Here is a 16,556-nt window from a genome sequence, read left to right as displayed (position 1 = left end):
AAAATGTAACTATGTCAAACCGTAATAGTTTAGAAGTACAAGAGTATGCACAATCTAGCTCTTTAAATAATACTAATCTAACTGCATCACAGGGTGAGTTAATACTAACTGTTGCAAATTTATTGTTCAAAGAGTCGAATATTAATAATAATAATAATCAGAATATACCAAGAGATAATAATATATCTTATGAGAATAATATTAATAATATTACCGAGTCTGAAAATCAGGATACAAGTTGCGGTATATGTAAATGTCTTGGAGTTATAGCTACTGTTTGCTGTAATGTATATGTATTTTTATTTGAATAGATATTACACTAAAAAAATATGAGCAAGGCTTAAGAAAGTTAGGAAACCTAGAGCATCGGTTATGGTTGTTAGAAATACGCCGGAGCCTGCAGCGGGATCTATATCAAAATAATGCAGTATTATAGGAATAGCAGAGCCGAATAATCCGGCTACTAAAAAATTTAAAATAACTGCAATAGCAAAAATAACGCTAAGATTTAAGTTAAGCAACATCACGAAGCTAAGTCCTGCTCCGATAATTGCAAGTACAAAACCGTTAAAAGCCGATACTGCTATTTCTTTTAATATAACTTTATTGACATTATTATAATGAATATCTTTATTAGCAAGGGCTCTAACCGTAACGGTCATGGCCTGTGTTCCGGCATTTCCGCCCATTGAAGCTACAATAGGCATAGTGGCTGCAAGCGTTACAAGTTTTGCAATAGTGTCGTTAAAATGGTTAATGATAAGTGAGGTCATGCAGGCAGTGATTAGATTAACAAAGAGCCAAGGAAAACGATGTTTAATGGTATAAAATACATTGAAGAAAGTATCTTGAGTGTGTACCCCGCTTAATGATAATATATCTTTTCCGGCTTGTTCTTCGATAATATAAATTATATTATCGATTGATACGCTACCTACTAACTTACCGCTTTTATTTACTACCGGTACAATAGTTAAAGCATATTGTCTAAAAATGAAGCTTAGTTCATTTAAGTCGGTAAAAGCATCTGCAAGCTTAAAATCTTTGCTCATCAAATCTTTTATTAATTCATTTTTTTTGCCTTTAATTAGTGTGCTAAGAGAAATAATACCGATAGGGCGTAATTTATTATCTGTAACGATTGCCGCATAAAAGTCATTCTTTACGTTTTTGATAAAATTTAATGATTCTTCTACTGTCCAATTTTCTTGAAGATTAATAAAATCTCGCTCAATTACTCTACCTACCGTATTTTCAGGATATGTACAACCTACGGTAATTTGGTGTTTTTTTTCTTTAGTAAGATTACTTAAAATAAGGTCTTTTATATCATCGTCTAGATCGATTACTACTTCAATAGCATCTTCTATAACTAGCTTATTGATTAATTCTGCAGATTTTTTTATGCCTAAAGTTTCTATTATTAAAGGCTTACTATAAGCATTTAACGATACTAACGTTTCAGGCTTAATTTCATCCTGTAATAAAGGAATAATTATTTTATATGTTTTATTGTTAAGATTATCTAAGAAATCAGCTAAATCGGCATAATGAAGCTCGGTCAGCCTGCTTGCAGCAGCATCATAATTATGATCTTCAATCAAATCATTAATTTGATCAAAAATCTCGGCAAATTGATCATGATGATCAGGTAAGATGCTTTTAAATATATTGAAATTAGGCATGGCCTATTTACCTAATAGTTTATTATAGACTTATTATAATTATTTAAAGCTGGTTAGCTAGGCTTGGCAATTTGCTAATCAATATAAATCACAGAGTACAAATAAGCAATAGTTTTTATTTCAACTCCTTTTCATTTATCAGGAGTATGCAATTAGCACAAACATTTGCTAACAAGAAGAACTTAGGAGTAAATATAAAATCTGAAGTATTAAAATAGAAAAAATTTGACTTTGTGAAAAACCGGCGAATGGTGCGGTCGAGAAGACTTGAACTTCCAATCTTTTTACAGAACAGCACCCTCAATGCTGTGCGTCTACCAATTTCGCCACGACCGCTTAAGTTTTACTCTATAGCAGATTATGAGTAAAATATCAATAGAGTTGTTGTTTATCCGTCATTGCGAGCGACTAAAAGGAGCGTGGCAATCTCAGGACTTTAGCACGAGATTGCTTCGTCAAAACTTATAGTTTTTCCTTGCAATGACGATAAAGCTATTTAAGGCAAACTCACTACAAAACTAGGCATAATCGATTGTTTAATAGCAGCTTTCGTTAAACTATCTAGTTTTTCATCAATATTATCAAAATTAATATGATATTCTCTAGAATTTCCGGTTAATACTAGGGCAGAATCTATACCGAGGCGATTTGCTGCAAGTATATCGGTGTAAAAAGTGTCACCAATCATTAACATACGATTCTTAGGAGTATTATGACATTCTTTTAAAATCTTGCTATATATATCTTCATATGGCTTACCGCTATAAATTACTTTTCCGCCAAGCTGCTTTATTTTTTCGGCATAATAACCGCTACAATATCTATAAATACCGTGTTGATTTATTCCAAGGTCAGGATTAGCACAAATATTAACCATTTTACGTTGTATAACAATTTTAAATAACTCATCGAATTCGTTTAAATCTAAATTTTCGTTTTCGTCTCTGTAAATAGTCATTAAGAAAATATTAGCTTTGTTAATATCATCGGTGATAGGACATTGAATTCCGTTTATTATATCATTTTCTAAATGTCCTAGGTGATATATTACCGGTTTTTCAATACCGAATCGTTCTTTGCTTTCTAGGATCATTTGCACAGCTATTTCACCTGAGCTAATAATCATTTCAGGTAGCACGTTTACTCCCCAAGATTTAATTGTTTGATGCAGCGAAAAAATATTTTGCGGAGCATTAGTAACAAAATATACTTTTTTCCGTTTAATAATTTTATTAATATTTTCTACGACGCCCGGGTAAGTATGTCCTCCTTCGATTATTACACCCCAAAGATCAAATAAAAACACGTCATAATCATCAATTACGTCGAAAATATTTTTTAACTTTAATGTATTCATTTGTTATCTCATTACATATATTACAAAATATATAGACGAAGTTTAATTTGGAAAAGAGCAAGGAGTCTATAAGGCGAGGAGCACAGCGTATACTTAATACGTGAGCACCGCAGTACTTGCAGGACGACGTAGCCAATTTTTCAAATTAAACGAGTATATAAAGAGTATATAAACTTTACTATTCTAATAAGTTACGTTATAGTTATTTTTATTGTTTCTAGCAACAAATAAATATTGTGTCGGATTATGTCGGAAATTGAAGAAAAATTTAATGAATCATCATATGGTGCTGATTCTATAAAGGTTTTAAAAGGTCTTGAAGCCGTAAGGAAAAGACCGGGAATGTATATTGGGGATGTTGGAGATGGATCGGGTCTACATCATATGATTTATGAGGTAGTCGACAATGCTATCGATGAATCGCTCGCCGGTTATTGTGATTTAGTCCGAGTAACGTTAAATAAAAACGGTTCGGTAACCGTGTCCGATAACGGGCGAGGTATACCTGTCGAAATTCATGAAGAGGAAGGGATATCAGCAGCTGAAGTTATTATGACGCAACTTCACGCCGGCGGTAAGTTTGATCAGAACTCTTACAAGGTTTCAGGCGGTTTACACGGTGTCGGCGTATCGGTTGTGAATGCTCTTTCAGAGTGGCTTGAATTACGTATTTGGCGTAATAATAAGGAATATTTGATTAGATTTAATAATGGTATAACAGAAGCTCCGCTTGCGGTTGTAAATGAAGATATTAATAAAAAAGGTACGGAAGTTACTTTTTTTCCGTCTGTAGAAACATTTACTAATATAGAATTTGATTTCGGCACTATAGAGCATCGTCTTCGTGAACTTGCTTTTTTAAATTCAGGTGTAAAAATTTTACTCGTCGATAATCGCTTTGAAGAAGTTAAAGAAGTAGAGTTTTATTATACAGGCGGTATAGAAGCTTATGTAAAATATATAGACAGAGCGAAGCACGCTATCCATCCATGTATAGTAGTTAATACGGAGAATGCTGACTCGGGTATAAGTCTTGAGCTTGCGATGCACTGGAACGATTCTTATCATGAGAATATTTTATGCTTTACTAATAATATTAGGCAGCGTGACGGCGGCACTCATCTTAGTGCTTTCAAATCAGCAATAACACGTGTTATTACCTCTTACCTTGATACTACGGGTCTTAATAAAAAATCTAAAAATGACTTTAGCGGTGAGGATACTAGAGAAGGCTTATGTTGCGTACTTTCCGTTAAAGTTCCTGATCCTAAATTTTCCTCTCAAACAAAAGATAAGCTAGTAAGCTCCGAAGTACGACCAGTTGTTGAAAATGCCGTTTATACAAAGGTTCTTGAGTGGTTTGAAGAGCATCCGGCGGAATCAAAGGCAATTATAGCTAAGATTATGGAAGCAGCTAATGCTCGTGAAGCTGCTAGAAAAGCGAGGGAGCTAACTCGAAGAAAATCAGCCTTAGAAGTCTCGAACTTACCCGGTAAGCTTGCCGATTGCCATGCAAAAGATCCGGCAATTTCAGAATTGTTTATTGTTGAGGGAGACTCTGCGGGCGGTACTGCAAAGCAGGGTAGGGATAGTAAAATTCAGGCTATATTGCCTCTGCGTGGTAAAATTTTGAACGTTGAGCGAGCAAGGTTTGACAAAATGCTCGGTTCGGATCAAATCGGTACGTTAATTACAGCTCTTGGAATTAGTGTTGAGCGAGAATTTTCTTTAGAAAAGCTTAGATACCATAAAGTTATTATTATGACCGATGCTGATGTTGATGGTTCGCACATTAGAACTTTATTACTCACGTTTTTCTATCGTCATATGCCTGAGCTAATAAATAAAGGTTATCTATATATAGCCCAGCCACCGCTTTATAAGGTAAAGAAAGGAGCAGCCGAGCTTTATTTAAAGAATGAGCAAGCTTTGCAGGATTATTTGATAAAATCAACTATCAATGATGCAACCTTAACTCTAGACGGTAAAGAACAGTTAGTAGGCGATAATTTAGAAGAGCTAATTAATAAAGTAGTTAAGTTTAATAGTTTGCTTGATCATGCTAGCAAAAAATTTAATCGCTCAATTACTGAAATTCTTGCAATTAATGACTTACTTAATAACAAAATATTTGAAGCTGAAAGTGATTTAAGACTTGAAAAAGCTTTAGATGTTTTAAATAGCTTAGAGGAGTCGCCTGATAAAACTAATTGGGAAATTTTAAAACATGAAAATAAAATAGAGTTCTTCCGTTTTAGTAGGGGTTTAAAAGAAAGTAAAATATTGTTGAAAGAGCAGTTAGAATCATTTGAGTTTATACAAATATCAAAGCTTGCTTTAACAATTTTTGATATATTCAGTAAGCAATTAAAGCTTATAGTGAAAAGTCAGGAATTCGGTATTTTAACAGCAAGCCAGTTGTTAAATGCTATTATAGAATGCGGAAAAAGAGGTATAAGTATTCAGCGTTTTAAGGGTCTTGGTGAGATGAATTCCGACCAATTATGGGAAACTACTCTTGACCCTGCAAAAAGGACTTTGCTTCAGGTAAGAGTTGCGGAAGTCGATGAAGCGGAGGGCATTTTCTCTACTTTAATGGGTGACGTTGTTGAACCTCGTAGATTATTTATCCAAGCTAATGCGTTAAATGTTGTGAATTTGGATGTGTAGTATAATCGGTGTCATCACGTGGCTTGTCCCACTAGTGTACGAATGTTCAGGATGTCATTCCTGCGAAAGCAGGAATCCATAAAATGAAACTAAAAAACAAAAAATGTATTGGGTATATATATTATGCTCTAATAAGCATGGTACTTTATATATTGGTATTACTAACAATATAATACGTCATGCTTATGAACATAAGCAAAAAATAATAAAAGGTTTTACCTCAAAATATAATATTATAAAGCTTGTTTATACAGAAGAATTTACTGACATTCAAGAAGCACTTACAAGAGAGAAAAACTTGAAAAGGTGGAAACGTAGTTGGAAAATAGAACTGATAGAAAAAGCTAACCCTGAATGGAAAGATTTAATTGAATAGTTCTATGGATTCCTGCTTTCGCAGGAATGACATCCTGAACGTTCGTACATTAGAGGGGCAAGCCACGGGGTGACCCTAGAAACATTTTTATAAAACATATGCAAAAATTAATTATTTGCGGCGGTAAACCTCTTAAAGGTAGTATTAATATTAGCGGTGCTAAAAATGCCGTGCTACCTATTATGGCGGCGTCTATTCTTACCGATAAACTGCATATTACTAATGTTCCAAAGTTAACGGATGTTAGTACTATGAAAGATTTGCTAAGAAGTCACGGGGCAGATATTGAAATATTAGAACATCAAGATGAATTTGAACTTATAATTAATACCGGAAATATAAATAACTTTACTGCAGATTATGAAATAGTCCGTAAAATGAGAGCATCGATTTGGGTGCTTGGTCCTTTGCTTACCAAATACGGTAAAGCAAAAGTATCGCTTCCGGGTGGTTGTGCTATTGGAGCAAGGCAAGTAGATTTGCATATTGCCGTATTAAAAGCTATGGGAGCTACGATTGAAATAGAAGACGGTTATATTAATGCTTCAAATAAAGGACGCTTAAAAGGTACTCATTTTGTTTTTGATAAAGTTTCCGTAGGTGCTACGATTAATGCAATACTTGCAGCTGTTTTAGCAGAGGGGGAAACCGTGCTTTTTAATTGCGGGCAAGAGCCGGAAATAGTTGATTTATGTAATTGCCTTATCAAAATGGGAGCCGATATTGCAGGTGTCGGCACTAGCGAAATAACAATTAAAGGTAAGGATTCTTTAAATAAAGAGAGCTATAAAGTACTTTCTGATCGTATTGAAGCTGGTACTTATATGTTTGCGGCAGCTATTACTAAAGGTGATGTAAAAATTTTTGGGATTGATTACCATATTATAGAAAATATAGCTTTAAAACTTATTGAAACGGGTATAAAAGTTGTGCAGATCAATAACGGAGTGCAAGTAACTTATGAAGGGAAGTTAAATTCAGTTGATTTAGAAACTAATCCCTATCCCGGCTTTGCTACTGATTTACAAGCACAATTTATGAGCCTTATGACGCTTAGTAGCGGTGTTTCAATGATCACCGAGAATATTTTTGAAAATCGTTTCATGCATGTCCCTGAATTATGTAGAATGGGAGCAGATATAGTAGTACGAGGTAATAAAGCGGTAGTTCGAGGTGTAGAAATGTTAAAAGGAGCAGAAGTTATGGCAAGTGATCTTAGAGCTTCAGTATCGCTAATACTCGCAGGGCTCAGTACTAATAGCAAAACCGTATTACACCGAATATATCACTTGGATCGTGGCTTTCAAGATTTAGAAAAAAAATTAAGTAATTGCGGTGCGGATATAAAAAGAGTATAATATACTCGATGAACTTCAAAAATTGGCTACGTCGTTCTACAAGAGCTTCGGTAATCACGTATTAAGTATAAGCTCCGTTCCTCGCCTTGTGAACTCCTTGCTCTTTTTGAAGTTGATCTTCGTATACTCAGTTCCTATTTATTTGTAGTATACTATTTTTAACGGAGAAAATTATGGCAAGAATTACAGCAGAAGATTGTAATAAAATTATACCGGATAGGTTTCGGCTTGTTGTACTAGCAACAAGATATGCTAAATTATTAAATTATAAAGTAGAAACTAATCAAATCAAAAAAGAAAAGCGTGATAAACCTCCTGTTATCTCATTACGTAGAATTGCTGCCGGAAAAGTATCGGTAGAACAGTTAGAACAAGACCTAATAAACAGTCTGCGTACAAAAACTATGATAGAGCCAATTGTTAATCAGGATGAATCAGAAGATATAGAAGAAAAATTTGAGTATTTACCTGAGGTTTGTATAACGGAAGATTACTCTGATTTAGATGATCAAATTTTTATTGATGAGACCGGTGATGATTTTGAAGATAAGTAAATGTTTATCGGTGTCGGTACTGATATAGTACAAATTCCTAGAATCGAAAAAATATTACATTTATATCCGGAACTTTTTGCTAAAAAAATTCTAACTTCAAAAGAGTTGGCACAGTTTAGTTTATTGGACAAAACAGGTCATGCTGTATTTTTAGCAAAGCGTTTTGCTGCTAAAGAAGCTGTAAGTAAAGCCTTTGGAGTCGGTATAGGTCAAGGTATAAATTTAAAAGATATTACTATACTAAATGATAATTTGGGCAAACCTATAGTAGAAATTAATTCAAACTATACAAAAAAACTCCCACCTTTTAATATTCACCTTTCTCTTTCTGATGATTATCCTGTATGCGTAGCATTTGCTGTAGTCGAGGGGGAGTTATAGTGTCATTCCCGCATGGATACCGAGTCGTCATTGCCGAGGGGGAGCCGTAGGCGACGCGGCAATCTCAGGAAGTAATTTAAAGCTCCTGAGATTGCTTCGTCGAAACTTACAGTTTCTTCTTGCAATGACGGTTTTGATATCCATGCAGACGCCTACGACGAAATATAAATTACGATCCGGCTTTGCTGTCTGCTTTAGGTAACATGATTTTTAAATCGGCTTTAGCTTCTAAATCAGAAATATATTTCTTTAGTACTTCTGCAGCTAATATATTATCAATAGTTACTTTTGCTTCTTCTTTTGTTGGAATAGGCACGGGTTTTTTCTCAAGCACTTTGATAATATGCCAACCGAAATCGGTTTTTACAGGAGTTGAAACTTCATTTACTTTTAAAGCAAAAGCTTTCTTCTCAAATTCCGGTACTAACTGTCCAGGTTGATTTAATAGAATGTAACCTATAACTCCGCCGTTTGAAGCTGAAGCTTTATCAAGAGAGGATTCTTCTGCAAGCTTAGTGAAATTTCCGCCTTTGCTTAATTTGGTCTTTATATCGTTAGCTTCTTTTTGGGATTTAACTAAAATATGAGCAACTTTTATTTGCTCTTTACCTTTAAGATTACCGACATATTTATTATATTCGTCATCAAACATCTTATCTGTAATATTAGATTTTATATAATTTGCCAATAATTCTTGTTGAGCTAATTGATTTTTTGCATTTTCAAGTTTTTCTTGAAATTCTTTAGAAGAAGTAATATTTGACTTAGCAACTTCTTCTTTTAACAAAAGATTATTAACATAAATTTTTATTAATTTTTCCTGATCTTGCAGTGGAAAATCATCAAAATTTTTGATTGTTTCACCTGATTGAAGATTAAGCTGAGGCTTAAATTCTTTCATAATTTGCGATTCTTTTACTTCACCGCCTTTATAGGTAGCAACTACTTTGTCTTTATCGGCAAAAGCAATACCGGAAAGCATGCTAACTGATAAAAATATAACAGATAATTTTTTCATTTATGACTCATAATTGTGTTAAATATAAGCTTAAATTTTATAAAAATAATATATAACCGTCAACAGCTATTTGAGAATATTTTATTTATTAATAATAATTTACAAAAATTATGTAGTAAATTTATATAGCACTATTAACAAAAATCGCCTATATAAAATAACATAGTACTAGACACTTCTTTATTCGATGTCATTCCTGCGTGGATCAATTTTATCTCTGTCATCCCGTGGCCCCGCCACGGGATTCAGTTAAAAATACTAAAATTATTAGTATTTTTTATTATTTTTATGGACCTAGTTAGCAAGCGAACTAGGTAACACAATAGATTCCCGCCTACGCGGGAATGACATAGATTCAGTACTATAAATTTTAAATACAAAATAATTATTTTAGGACTTTAATGCTTTCTATTTTAAAAAAACTTTTTGGTACTGCAAATGATCGTACTGTAAAAAAACTATTTTCTGAAATTACAAAAATTAACTCGCTTGAGCCTGCTATACAAAAATTATCAGATGAGGAGTTAAAGAATAAAACTGTAGAGTTTAAAGAAAAGCTTAAAAACGGAGCTACTTTAGACGATATAGTATATGAGGCGTTTGCGGTAGTTAGGGAAGCAGCTAGAAGAGTTTGCGGTATGCGTCATTTTGACGTTCAGCTTATAGGCGGTCTTATATTACACCGAGGCATGATTACCGAAATGCGTACCGGTGAGGGTAAGACCTTAGTTGCAACACTTCCTGCTTACTTAAATGCTTTAACCGGAAAAGGCGTACATGTTGTCACCGTGAATGATTATTTGGTAAGCCGTGATTCTGCTTCCATGGGTAAAATTTATAACTTTTTAGGCTTATCGGTTGGATGTATTGTTGGCGGTATGCCTGATGAGGTAAAACGAGCTGCCTATAATGCCGATATTACTCATGCAACAAATAATGAACTCGGTTTCGATTATTTAAGAGATAATATGAAGTATAGCTTGCAGGAACGAGTACTTCGTCCTTTTAATTTTGCTATTATCGATGAGGTTGATTCGATTTTGATAGATGAAGCAAGAACTCCGCTAGTTATCTCAGGTCCGGTTAATGATAATTCGGAATTATACGGTAAAATTGATAAAATTGTACGCCTGCTTAATACAAGTGATTTTGAAAAAGACGAAAAATTAAAAACTATCAATTTAACGGAAACCGGTATTACACATATAGAATCACTTTTAAGTAAAGAACATCTTATAAAGCCTGATTCCGGTTTATATGATTTTGAAAATTTAACTTTTGTGCATTATGTTAATCAAGCCTTAAGAGCTCATAATATGTTTACTATTGATGTAGATTATTTGGTGCGTGAAGGTAAAGTAATGATTATCGATGAATTTACCGGTCGTGTAATGGAGGGGCGTAGATATTCGGAAGGGTTACATCAAGCATTAGAAGCAAAAGAAAATGTGAAAATTCAAAATGAAAACCAAACCTTAGCATCTATTACTTTCCAAAATTATTTTCGTAATTATCCTAAATTATCAGGTATGACCGGTACGGCTATGACTGAAGCACCTGAATTAAAAGACATATATAATCTCGATGTGGTCGCAGTCCCAACCCATAATAAAGTTACAAGGCTTGACCTTGATGATGAGATTTACGGTAGTAAAAAAGAAAAATATGATGCTATCTTAAAGCTAATTAAGGATTGTTACGATCGTGGTCAGCCTATACTTGTCGGTACGATAAGCATAGAAAAGTCAGAAGAGCTTTCAAGCGTTTTAAATAAAGAAAAAATCCCTCATAAAGTTTTAAATGCCAAATTTCATGAGCAGGAAGCTTTTATTATTGCTCAAGCAGGTAGGTTTAAGGCAGTAACGATTGCAACCAATATGGCAGGGCGAGGTACTGATATTATGCTTGGCGGTAATCCTGAAATGTTAATAGAACAGCTGGATAAAGAACATAATTATGAAGTTAAAATAGCTGAAATAAAAGCTCAAATTGCCGAAGAAAAGAAGCAGGTTATTGAAGCGGGCGGTTTATTTGTGATAGGTACGGAAAGGCATGAAAGCCGTAGGATAGATAATCAGCTAAGAGGAAGATCGGGTAGACAAGGTGATCCAGGCAAAACTAAATTTTTCCTATCTCTTGATGATGATTTAATGCGTATTTTTGCATCAGATCGTATATCAGGAGTTCTTAGAACACTTGGATTGAAAGACGGAGAGGCTATCCACCATCCGATGATTAGTCGTTCACTTGAGAAAGCTCAGCAAAAAGTGGAAGGACATAACTACGAGATGCGTAAAAATTTATTACGTTTTGATGATGTAATGAATGACCAACGTAAGATAATATACGAGCAACGTACTGAAATTATTAACTCTAAAGATAGTCACGGTTTCTTAAATAGTACTACTGAGGAACTCGCTAAAAAGATAGTATTAACTTTTATGCCGGTAGGCTCTTATAGAGAAGATTGGGATATAGAAAATTTAAGCGTAGAATTGCATCGTGTCTTTTCTATGAAATTTGATCATAATTTAGTCAGTAAAAATGACGTAACGGAAGAAGAAATCACGAAAATCGTTATACAAACGGCTCATGATATATATAAGGCAAAAGAAGAAGCCTATAGTAGCGAGTTAATGCATAATGCCGTGAAATATATTTTACTAACCACCCTTGATCAAGTTTGGAAAGATCATTTATATAGCTTAGATCATTTAAGACAAGGCATATCGCTTAGAGCTTATGCTCAAAAAGACCCTCTTAGCGAGTATAAAAGAGAAGCATTTAATTTATTCGAGCAGATGCTCAATAATTTAAAAGAATTATTTATTCAAACAGTATATCATTTCCATATCGACTTAAAACATATTCAAAAAGAAGATGTTTCGCTTGAACATAAAAAACTTCAGAAAAATATGCGAGAAAGTCGGGAAGATCCGGCATTTAGTAAATATAATGCAGGAAGTAGCCTTGAGACTGACCTTAAACCTGTCGTATCACGCATTGACCCAAAAGATAGAAACCCTGATGATCCTACTAGCTGGGGTAGGGTATCTCGTAATGAGCTATGTCCGTGCGGTTCAGGTAAGAAATATAAATATTGTCACGGTGCAAATGAATAGATGAAAACCTATAATACCCTACGATTTTTACTCTATGTCATTTCCACGAGGTATTGCCTCCGTGGATACTCGAGCCGTCATTGCGAGGAGGCATTGTTGCGTAGATCGGTAAAGCCCACTGTGTGTCACCCCGTGGCTTGCTAACTAGGTCCATAAAAACAACAAAAAATACTAATAATTTTAGTATTTTTAACTGGATCCCGTGGTCAAGCCACGGGATGACAGAGGTAAAGTTGGTCCACGCGGGCAACGCTTTCTCGCAATGACAAAAAAAACATCCTAGCAACAATGCCACGCGAGAATGACAATAAGATATCTTTAAGAAAAACAAAATTATAAATAAATAGAATATGATAAAGGAACTATTAAAGTGTAATTTAACTCTGTTATCAAAAGATATCAAGTCTTATGTAAATCGATATGGTTTTGAAAATGTTTTAAAAGAATCTATCTTTCTTGATAGAGCAGATGTAGTAAAAGGTTTAAATAAATTACGAACAATATCTACTACTGAATTATTTTCAGCATCTTCAAATAATGCAATAAAAGTTGCTAACTGGCTAGTTAAAGCAAAAAAAGCAAATGTTAATATGTGTTGTGATGTTTTTAAGGACACTCCTTTAAATATTGCTGCACGTTATGGACATTATGAAGTGGCAGAATATCTAATAGCAAAAGGAGCTGCAGTAAACGGTTACGAGGAACTTTGCTAGGACCGCCTTTATATGAAGCGGTAAGTACTTGAATGTAGCAAAACTATTACTTGAGAAAGGAGCTGAGGTTGATCAAAGAAAATCCGGAGAAACACCTTTACATGCGGTTGCTAAAAACGTTCGATATACTTCTAAAAATATTACGGATGATGAAATATATAAACTGTTATTATCATATGGTGCTGATATTAATGCAAAAGTAGAATTTAGAGGAGTAGGGTTTAGTATATATGACGGAAAAACGGTATCAGAAATAGCAGAATTTAAAGTAGCATTAGCCGGTGAAAGTGAATAATAACGGAAGAATAATCATTTTCTGAGATATTACTAGACGGTAGTTATTGACAAGTTTAGGAAAAAGTTTTATATTCTTCACAAGTTTAAGAAAAAGTTAATAGTGTATGTCTAAAGCTAAAGCAAAAACAGCTTCCAAAAATAACCCGACTTCTAGGGAACAGGCTAAAGAATATTTTCATAACGGTCAGAAAATCAAACCGGTAAAGCTTATTGTTGCTCAAAATTCTTTTCTAGCTGCTGAATATGAATCTTCCGGGGATTTAGTCGTAGGAAGTAACGGTCAGCCATTGCCTTGGGGATTAGTTAAAAGCTTATCTTAATAATTTTTACTTCCAAAGACCTCACCAATAAATAATAGGGGATGTAGCTCAGAGGTAGAGCATCTGCTTTGCACGCAGAGGGTCAAGGGTTCGATTCCCTTCATCTCCACCAATCTCTACAAGGGTTTCCAGCCTTTTTAAATTTTCTCAAAAATTCGTATGCTCCTTTTATGTTCCAAAATGTCTAATTTTTGTATTAAATCTCTTTTAAATTCCGAATTTTAAATATTATCAAAAAAACTAACTATTGACCACAGCCTTTTGTATATTCCTTAAATTCTTCTCAGCTTATTTATTCATACTTTTAGTTAAATTTCTATTGAATTCTTAAAACTTCTTATTATTCTGTCTATAAGCTTATTTTTAATAAAATATTAAAATAAATAGAATTTAATAATAATAGAAATATGAAAGAATTAATAGAATTTTTAAAGCAAAAAGGATTTACCAAGGAAGTGACAAGTTTAACGAATGGTGCTACTAAACTTAAACTTGAATATTTATGGGATGAAGATGCAATAGAAATTGCTAAGTTTCTTAGGACAGATACCACCTTAACACATGTATGGACCTTCCTAATAATGCAAGAAAAAAATAACATTTAATAGCTAAAAAGCAAATGCAGTCATGTATCCAACTTATAATTGATAAATTACCTTACTTGTATATTTACCGTATAGCCCTGATGGAATTCGTTTGCCTACAAACTTTTACTTATCACTTCGACGGCTTCTATAGAGCCTGTGCGTTAATCAGTTTTTTCGTAGGTTAAGGTTTGTCTTATTCATCATCAATATTATCTCTCACGCATATTTCGGATTGGAATTTTTACATATATTATTATCTAATTTATTCAGTTAATATTGGCAATTCAACAATATATTATTACCTTAATTAGCTACAAACTTTAGTTTCGTTGTAATCATTGCCGGTACGTAATACTGCGAATACTATTCGTGCCAATTTATTTGCTACAGCAACGGTAGTTTTATTATGCCCGCATCGCTCCGATAAATTATACATCCACTGGGTAAATCTAGTAAAATCCTTTTTGTTTTTTTGTGCTTCAGTTGTAAACCTTAGCTTAGCATTTAATACCGCTCTTGCTCCTTGAATCAATAAAGTACGTAAATAAGTATCGCCTCTCTTGCTTATACTAAGTAACCTCTCTTTACCTCCACTCGAATGTTGTTTTGGCACTAAACCAAGACATGCTGATAATTGTCTACCATTATTAAAATATTTTGCATTACCTATTGAAGCTATCAATGCTGTAGCAGTAATTAAACCTATACCGGGTATAGATGTTAAACGTTTATATTGTTCTAACTCTGTTGCTAATATTTTTAATCGCTTTTCTAGCTCTATTATTTTTTTATCATTATCTATAAATTCTTCTTTTAACTCGATGAATGTTGTATAGCTTATTGGGCTTAAACCGCCACTATCTAAAACTTCTGTTAATTTAGCAGTAACTTTATTTATACCCTGAGGAATAGTAAAACCAAATTCATTTAGTAATCCTCTTATCTCATTGGCAAGTGCAGTACGATTTTTTACCAACCTTGCTCTTATCCTGTGAATCGACAAAATATCTCGTTGTCCTACACTTTTTATCGGTACATATCTCATATTCGGTCTTGTTACTGCTTCACAAATCGCTTCGCTATCTGCCTGATCGTTTTTATTAGTTTTAACATATGGTTTTACAAATTGTGGTGCTATTAGTTTAACCTCATGACCTAATTTTGTTATTTCTCTTGCCCAATAGTTAGCTCCGCCGCAAGCCTCCATACCTACTAAACATTTTGGTAAGTTAGCTATATAACTCAACACCTGATCTCTCATCTTATCTCAGCGTTTCATACAAAAAAGACACTTCATTACTGTTAGCACTTGAACAATATAAGCAAGAAGGACCACATGTAATATGCACAGCAACATCATGTCAGGATCTTAAAAATAATCGAGCTCCAGCAGTATTAGGTAAGATATCGCATATTAAAAGGGACGGTGACTATACCATACTATCTATAAATCCGTTAGAGCGTGTAGAAATCAAGGATTTAGTATATTATCAGGGTCTTTACTATGGTAAGGAAGAAGCTATAGTCCCCCCTATCTCAAGCACAACACAAGAAATAAATAGGTTAAGAGAATTAGTAGATCATGTTATACAACTATATTATCAACGCACAAAGTATTCTCCTAGCATACCAGTATATATAGAAGGTACAAAGAGATATGAAGAATATGCAGAAGATATAAGTTATTATATTTTGCAGAAAGAAAGTTTAGATCCTGAGGGTTTCGTTAATAAAAGTGTTAAAGAAAAGTTAGAATATCTTTTTCAGCATATGCTGCCTGTGGGGATTTCCTATATATATGAATATGAGAAGCTACATTCTAATCTTAAAATGTATGAAGCAGTAAAGCAATATTCAGGACCTATTCCTAGAGAGGAAACGGACAAAATCGCAAATATCATAGTACATAATGAAGGTTACCCTCACCATATAGATATTATGAAAATGGAAAAGATGGATAAAACAGTAGAGAAAAAACAAGTAAAAGAAATTGACCAACAATTAGCCAAAGGACCAAAAACACCTGATTATACACCTAATAAACCTGAGCCAAAAAATAAAGGGAAAGGAGAGGGTAGAGGATGATCACCATTGAATCAATAATAAAAGAGGAAAATT

General features: G+C 33.8%; 15 protein-coding genes, 2 tRNA genes and 2 pseudogenes. 14 read left to right on the top strand and 5 right to left on the bottom strand.

All coding sequences use genetic code 11. The features are described from left to right. The first annotated feature begins 11 nt into the window (after positions 1-11). A complete protein-coding gene (locus tag ACE38Q_RS03755; protein WP_500190156.1) occupies positions 12-311 on the top strand; it encodes a hypothetical protein in 300 nt (99 codons plus the stop codon). Positions 312-314: 3 nt separating this feature from the next. Here ACE38Q_RS03755 and mgtE read toward each other — a convergent pair whose 3' ends face one another. The 3 genes from mgtE to ACE38Q_RS03740 all read right to left on the bottom strand — a co-directional run bounded on the left by mgtE (position 315) and on the right by ACE38Q_RS03740 (position 3,042). Further along, complete coding sequence (gene mgtE / locus ACE38Q_RS03750; RefSeq protein WP_500190155.1) at positions 315-1,685, bottom strand: magnesium transporter; 1,371 nt, start codon at positions 1,683-1,685, stop codon at positions 315-317. A gap of 249 nt (positions 1,686-1,934) precedes the next feature. Further along, a tRNA-Leu gene (locus ACE38Q_RS03745) sits at positions 1,935-2,021 on the bottom strand. Between the two features lie 160 nt (positions 2,022-2,181). After that, on the bottom strand, positions 2,182-3,042 hold the full coding sequence (locus ACE38Q_RS03740) for a TIGR01459 family HAD-type hydrolase (RefSeq protein WP_500190154.1): 861 nt from the start codon (positions 3,040-3,042) through the stop codon (positions 2,182-2,184). 246 nt (positions 3,043-3,288) lie between these two features. Between ACE38Q_RS03740 and gyrB the strand changes: the two genes are divergently transcribed. The 5 genes from gyrB to acpS all read left to right on the top strand — a co-directional run bounded on the left by gyrB (position 3,289) and on the right by acpS (position 8,381). Further along, positions 3,289-5,712 carry a DNA topoisomerase (ATP-hydrolyzing) subunit B gene (gene gyrB, locus ACE38Q_RS03735; RefSeq protein ID WP_500190153.1) on the top strand — a complete coding sequence of 808 codons (2,424 nt, stop codon included), beginning with the start codon at positions 3,289-3,291 and terminating at the stop codon, positions 5,710-5,712. Positions 5,713-5,815: 103 nt separating this feature from the next. After that, positions 5,816-6,088: a GIY-YIG nuclease family protein gene (locus ACE38Q_RS03730; protein ID WP_500190152.1), complete on the top strand. Its 273-nt coding sequence runs from the start codon at positions 5,816-5,818 to the stop codon at positions 6,086-6,088. A gap of 98 nt (positions 6,089-6,186) precedes the next feature. Continuing rightward, positions 6,187-7,446: a UDP-N-acetylglucosamine 1-carboxyvinyltransferase gene (murA, locus tag ACE38Q_RS03725; protein WP_500190151.1), complete on the top strand. Its 1,260-nt coding sequence runs from the start codon at positions 6,187-6,189 to the stop codon at positions 7,444-7,446. A gap of 173 nt (positions 7,447-7,619) precedes the next feature. Beyond that, complete coding sequence (gene rpoZ, locus ACE38Q_RS03720; RefSeq protein WP_011271267.1) at positions 7,620-8,000, top strand: DNA-directed RNA polymerase subunit omega; 381 nt, start codon at positions 7,620-7,622, stop codon at positions 7,998-8,000. After that, positions 8,001-8,381, top strand: coding sequence for a holo-ACP synthase (gene acpS / locus ACE38Q_RS03715; RefSeq protein WP_500190150.1), 381 nt, complete (start codon positions 8,001-8,003; stop codon positions 8,379-8,381). A 169-nt stretch (positions 8,382-8,550) separates the two neighbouring features. On the opposite strand, the gene ACE38Q_RS03710 is transcribed toward acpS, so the two are convergent. Then, complete coding sequence (locus tag ACE38Q_RS03710; protein ID WP_500190149.1) at positions 8,551-9,399, bottom strand: foldase protein PrsA; 849 nt, start codon at positions 9,397-9,399, stop codon at positions 8,551-8,553. Between the two features lie 401 nt (positions 9,400-9,800). On the opposite strand from ACE38Q_RS03710, the gene secA reads away from it, so the two are divergent. From secA to ACE38Q_RS03675, 7 genes and pseudogenes are all read left to right on the top strand, one after another. Then, positions 9,801-12,521: a preprotein translocase subunit SecA gene (gene secA / locus ACE38Q_RS03705; protein WP_500190148.1), complete on the top strand. Its 2,721-nt coding sequence runs from the start codon at positions 9,801-9,803 to the stop codon at positions 12,519-12,521. A gap of 39 nt (positions 12,522-12,560) precedes the next feature. Beyond that, positions 12,561-12,766, top strand: a pseudogene (locus tag ACE38Q_RS03700) (MFS transporter); the annotation flags it as partial. A 105-nt stretch (positions 12,767-12,871) separates the two neighbouring features. Continuing rightward, positions 12,872-13,234 carry an ankyrin repeat domain-containing protein gene (locus tag ACE38Q_RS03695; RefSeq protein ID WP_500190147.1) on the top strand — a complete coding sequence of 121 codons (363 nt, stop codon included), beginning with the start codon at positions 12,872-12,874 and terminating at the stop codon, positions 13,232-13,234. Between the two features lie 28 nt (positions 13,235-13,262). Beyond that, positions 13,263-13,529 carry an ankyrin repeat domain-containing protein gene (locus tag ACE38Q_RS03690; RefSeq protein ID WP_500190146.1) on the top strand — a complete coding sequence of 89 codons (267 nt, stop codon included), beginning with the start codon at positions 13,263-13,265 and terminating at the stop codon, positions 13,527-13,529. A 106-nt stretch (positions 13,530-13,635) separates the two neighbouring features. After that, the gene (locus ACE38Q_RS03685) at positions 13,636-13,851 is read left to right on the top strand and encodes a hypothetical protein (protein WP_500190145.1); all 216 of its coding nucleotides are present in this window, start codon (positions 13,636-13,638) and stop codon (positions 13,849-13,851) included. Positions 13,852-13,888: 37 nt separating this feature from the next. Further along, positions 13,889-13,963: transfer RNA gene (locus ACE38Q_RS03680), tRNA-Ala, on the top strand. Between the two features lie 295 nt (positions 13,964-14,258). Continuing rightward, the gene (locus ACE38Q_RS03675) at positions 14,259-14,456 is read left to right on the top strand and encodes a hypothetical protein (RefSeq protein WP_500190144.1); all 198 of its coding nucleotides are present in this window, start codon (positions 14,259-14,261) and stop codon (positions 14,454-14,456) included. A 289-nt stretch (positions 14,457-14,745) separates the two neighbouring features. Here the strand turns inward: ACE38Q_RS03675 and ACE38Q_RS03670 are convergent. After that, positions 14,746-15,696, bottom strand: a pseudogene (locus ACE38Q_RS03670) (IS110 family RNA-guided transposase); the annotation flags it as partial. 434 nt (positions 15,697-16,130) lie between these two features. Here ACE38Q_RS03670 and ACE38Q_RS03665 point away from each other — a divergent pair. Beyond that, positions 16,131-16,523 (top strand): hypothetical protein, encoded by a 393-nt coding sequence (locus ACE38Q_RS03665; protein ID WP_500190143.1) that lies wholly within the window; start codon positions 16,131-16,133, stop codon positions 16,521-16,523. Positions 16,524-16,556 lie beyond the last annotated feature (33 nt).

It is taken from the genome of Rickettsia endosymbiont of Thecocarcelia acutangulata, assembly GCF_964263195.1.
Taxonomy (GTDB): domain Bacteria; phylum Pseudomonadota; class Alphaproteobacteria; order Rickettsiales; family Rickettsiaceae; genus Rickettsia; species Rickettsia felis.
Note: the sequence above shows the minus strand (reverse complement) of the source record. Positions and strands in the feature narration are given on the sequence as shown.